Source organism: Xenorhabdus griffiniae, from assembly GCF_001028135.1.
Lineage (GTDB): Bacteria > Pseudomonadota > Gammaproteobacteria > Enterobacterales > Enterobacteriaceae > Xenorhabdus > Xenorhabdus bakwenae.
This window is the reverse complement of record NZ_LDNM01000121.1, coordinates 1-3792: the sequence shown is the minus strand read 5'-3', so window position 1 is coordinate 3792 and position 3792 is coordinate 1. Positions and strand designations below refer to the sequence as shown.

Here is a 3792-nt window from a genome sequence, read left to right as displayed (position 1 = left end):
TCAGTTGATGAGCTGTTTACAGAGCATATTGAATATGCCATGTTATGATGATTTTGCTATAGCATCTCCCGTTTTGTTCGAGGGAGTTTTTAGCGTCACAGGAGCATATTTCACATCAAGCGTGACTGCTTTTGCTTTCCGTCCTCCTCTTTGAGCTACTTGTATCTGGCGTTGTCCAACACTCTTCAGTTCTGAGGCAAATTGATACAATTTATCGGGTCCTTCTTCAATATGTCGGCTCATCATTGAACGCACCACAAAACGTTGCTTATTTAATACCTTATAAATCAAATAGTCATAAATATCCGCCTCTCGGTCACAGACAGAGATGACGTTTGTCATTGCATCGCCTAAACGCAACGCCATATTTCGAGAGGCTCTTTCCCATTTATATCCTTCTTTATCTTCATAAGGCCGTTTAAGATCGCGACGACGAATACCTCGAGTTTTTATATCTCTTGTCCATCTTTGTTGTTCAATGAGCCCGATAACTTCATTCGTATCTGGCGTAAACAACAAAATACTGTGAGCGAGAAGTCCTCGCCAACGGTTGCCTTGGTTGACATGTCCTAATTCATTTCGTATCGAACGATGTTGATAACTCAACGTGGTTGTATCTTCCAAAGCAAGTAGTAGTGGGTATCGCCCAATCTGATTTGCAGTTGCAGTAAACCCCGCTTCAGCAATATCTTCCGATGAAATGTTATCATTACGAATGAATCGGTAAGCCCCTTCCATACTGGCTGGAGATGATGAGGATTTAACAACGGATTTACCGGGATATTGGGCTAAATCTGAAGCCATGTTTACTAGCCTGGCAGTTCTTCTTGGGTCACCCAGTTTAGCATGACCAAATTGCTCTTTAGCCCATTCATGATTGCTTTTAATCATCTCAGAAATCCTCAAATTGAATACCTTGAAGATCTGATCGTGAGAAAAATATTTAGTTCAAAAAATCTCACATTAAGTGAGGAACTTCTGTATAAGAGACAGCCTCCTCAGGAGGTGGTCAGCAACAGGTTTTGGCTCTGCCTTATTGGTTTTTAGATTTTAAAGTAATGGAAGTGGCAGGGATTTGTTTTTAGGGATTTTAGTACGCCCCTCTGGGGCGAAATCAAAGCCGCCTTCTATGAAGGCGGATTTTTACTTTCAAAAAGGCGTTCACGGTGATGTTTTGGCGCAGGGATGGAATGGCAATGTATATGTAGCTGAAGGGGGATATATAAAAAAAGCCTCCCCCATCATCCAAATCTACCCCGATGGCAAATTCATCACCAACGACGAATCCGAAGGGGCCACCGTCACTAAACTTGGCACTGGTCATTATCAGATATCCGGCGTATTGGGTTATAACGCTGACGGAGCATGGGGTGTCCACGGCGGTATCTCCTCGCCGAAGAACAACAACGGGCTGGAACTCATCTACATTGATGACAAGGTGCAAAAGGACGGCTGCATCATCATTTGTACTTTCCACCGTCAGCATACCCATTTACCTGAGCGGTTCCAGAACAGGCGGATAAAAGACATCGTGGATGGTGAAAAAGTCTACTATGCCGATGCCGAACCCTGCGACATTCCCGAAGGTTGTCGCTTAGATGTCCGTGTTCAGATACCGGCGGATTCGGTGTGGAATGTGGGGCAGGGGGAGGTGACAGAGAGTGATGTTCCTGAACTGGTGAAGTGATTGGTATAAACCCGCAATTTTTGCGGGTTTTAAATGATCTGCTAATTGAGGTTAGAAATACTGAATTTAATAGCCGATGGCAATATATTGTCCAACAATAACATTATCAGGAATAAGGTTGAATTCATTGCCTTTGAAATCAAAACCGCGGTCTGCAACCCAAGCTCTAAAACTATTTAATGCTCCATTAGGTGAAGCAGCCATTGGTACTGCTAAACCCCCAGCATCAACTATTTGAATACTTAAACAAACATGCTTAAATTCTTTTGGTAACTTAACTATATTTTCAACTAATGGTTGAAAACGGTGCATTCCCCATTGGATTATTAATCCCGTATCACCACACTGCCACCATCCATTTCCTTCTAGTTTAGCGAAATTCTTTCGTCCAAACAGATTATCAATTTCCGTGCGTCCATATGTCCCTACATCCTCTGCATTTAAATTAATATCGCTAGACAAAGATTTTCCGTTAATTTTCCTACTATTAGATACCGCGTTGAGAGCCTGATTGACCGTATCCCGCAAGCCAAGGTTGTTTACAAACTCCACTTTATTAGGGATATCAACCCCGTTTTGATCTTTAGCTAAGCGAACATTAGCATTGCTGTTAGCTGTATTCGCTAAGTCATATGCCGCTTTCACTGCTTTTGGTGTTGCTGCCATAGTTTCACTATCACTACCCACATCATTACTCAGGATAACAAATCCTTTATCTTGCAGTGTTGCATCTGGGTGAGTGCGGCTTTGGGCGTGTTCTTCAATTAAATCTTTAACATATTCTGGAGTCGGAACGACAACAAGGCCATCATCTTCTAAGGCTTGTGTTTCAGGCTTTTTATCTTGCATAGCTATTCCCTCATTTAATCAACAATACACATTGCTAAATAACATGAAGGCGGTATGCTTCTCCGCCGGTGAACATCAATAAAATCGGTTCATCAATACTGGAGAGTACGGCTTGATTAACTTTAATGGGTGAGATACACGTTTTGATGGCAGGATGACATAAAATGACAGATGGTGAATTAATGAAATTTATCAAATGACTGATAAAACTTGATGTAATAAAGATAGGATTTCTCCCCTTTTAACTCAGCACACTCCCGTTTCAAACGGAGGCGTGAAATTAACTATAGGGATTCCTTGAGGTTAAGGAGTCCTATTGCCGTAGTCCTCAGTTTGGGAGGCTCCCCGATGATTTCGGGTCAGTTACCTAACCCATTGATAAACATTCAAACGCCATATTTGGCGTCTGCTCATAGTTTGAGCGTCGATAATATTGAGATGTTCCGGGGGGCAAAATGACGGCCTCGAATAAATTAATGAGTTACAGTGATAGCTTGAAAAGTAAGCAGACGGCATATTTACAGTCTGGTGATCATTGGTTCCGACGAAAAACATCGTCAGTCACTGAGTTACATTAAGTAACCCTGTGAGGGTAAAAGGTATAGAGGAAATCACCATACCTAAAGTGGGATATCCCACCTTGAAGATGGTTGGAATTTCAACCATGAATCAGATTTGAGCCATCTACGACAACTATAGGGATTTCTTCTATAGTTGAATGGCTGCTGATTTTTCCGATTTCAAATTGGGAAATCGTTAACTTAGAGATTAAAGAGTAGATATCTGGTTTTTAGCATTTCGTGTTATATTTGTACTGTTTCTTTGTGTTCGACTCCTGAGTTAGCGGAAAATGGAGGAGTCGAACAAGGGCCGATAAATTTTGCTCAACTATCCGTTTTTTCTCACCAAATTTTTCTGTGTATAGCACTGTGTGTATTTTTGTTTTTATATTTTATATTTTATATTTTATATTTTTGTTTTAAATCAATAAATTGATATTGTTGTTCGAATCTCTCCTCCGCCAGAAGATAGTCACCTTCCTGCTGCACAATTTGTTCCGCAATCTTCGTTTGGCATCCCATCGCATCAATTGTTATCAGGCAATCTGTGATATCCAGCAAGCGGAGTAATTTTGGGATCGCAGTGATTTCATTGGACTTTTTGTCTGTCTTCAGTTGTCCCATCACTACGCCGTTCTGGGTGGCAAACGCACTCACCATGTGGAACATCGACTGCCGATTCTTGACATCCTCAGT

Annotated in this window: 2 protein-coding genes and 2 pseudogenes; 1 reads left to right on the top strand and 3 read right to left on the bottom strand. The window is 41.5% G+C overall.

Going from position 1 to position 3792, the window contains the following annotated elements:
* Positions 1-54: 54 nt before the first annotated feature.
* Positions 55-891 (bottom strand): annotated as a pseudogene (locus AAY47_RS18005) (IS4 family transposase); the annotation flags it as partial.
* Between the two features lie 238 nt (positions 892-1129).
* Between AAY47_RS18005 and AAY47_RS18000 the strand changes: the two are divergent.
* Positions 1130-1687: a hypothetical protein gene (locus tag AAY47_RS18000; RefSeq protein ID WP_053014346.1), complete on the top strand. Its 558-nt coding sequence runs from the start codon at positions 1130-1132 to the stop codon at positions 1685-1687.
* Between the two features lie 66 nt (positions 1688-1753).
* Here the strand turns inward: AAY47_RS18000 and AAY47_RS21455 are convergent, their stop codons facing one another.
* Positions 1754-2536, bottom strand: a complete 783-nt coding sequence (locus AAY47_RS21455) for a tail fiber protein (protein ID WP_053014345.1) — start codon at positions 2534-2536, stop codon at positions 1754-1756.
* Positions 2537-3555: 1019 nt separating this feature from the next.
* Positions 3556-3792, bottom strand: a pseudogene (locus AAY47_RS17990) (ISAs1 family transposase); the annotation flags it as partial.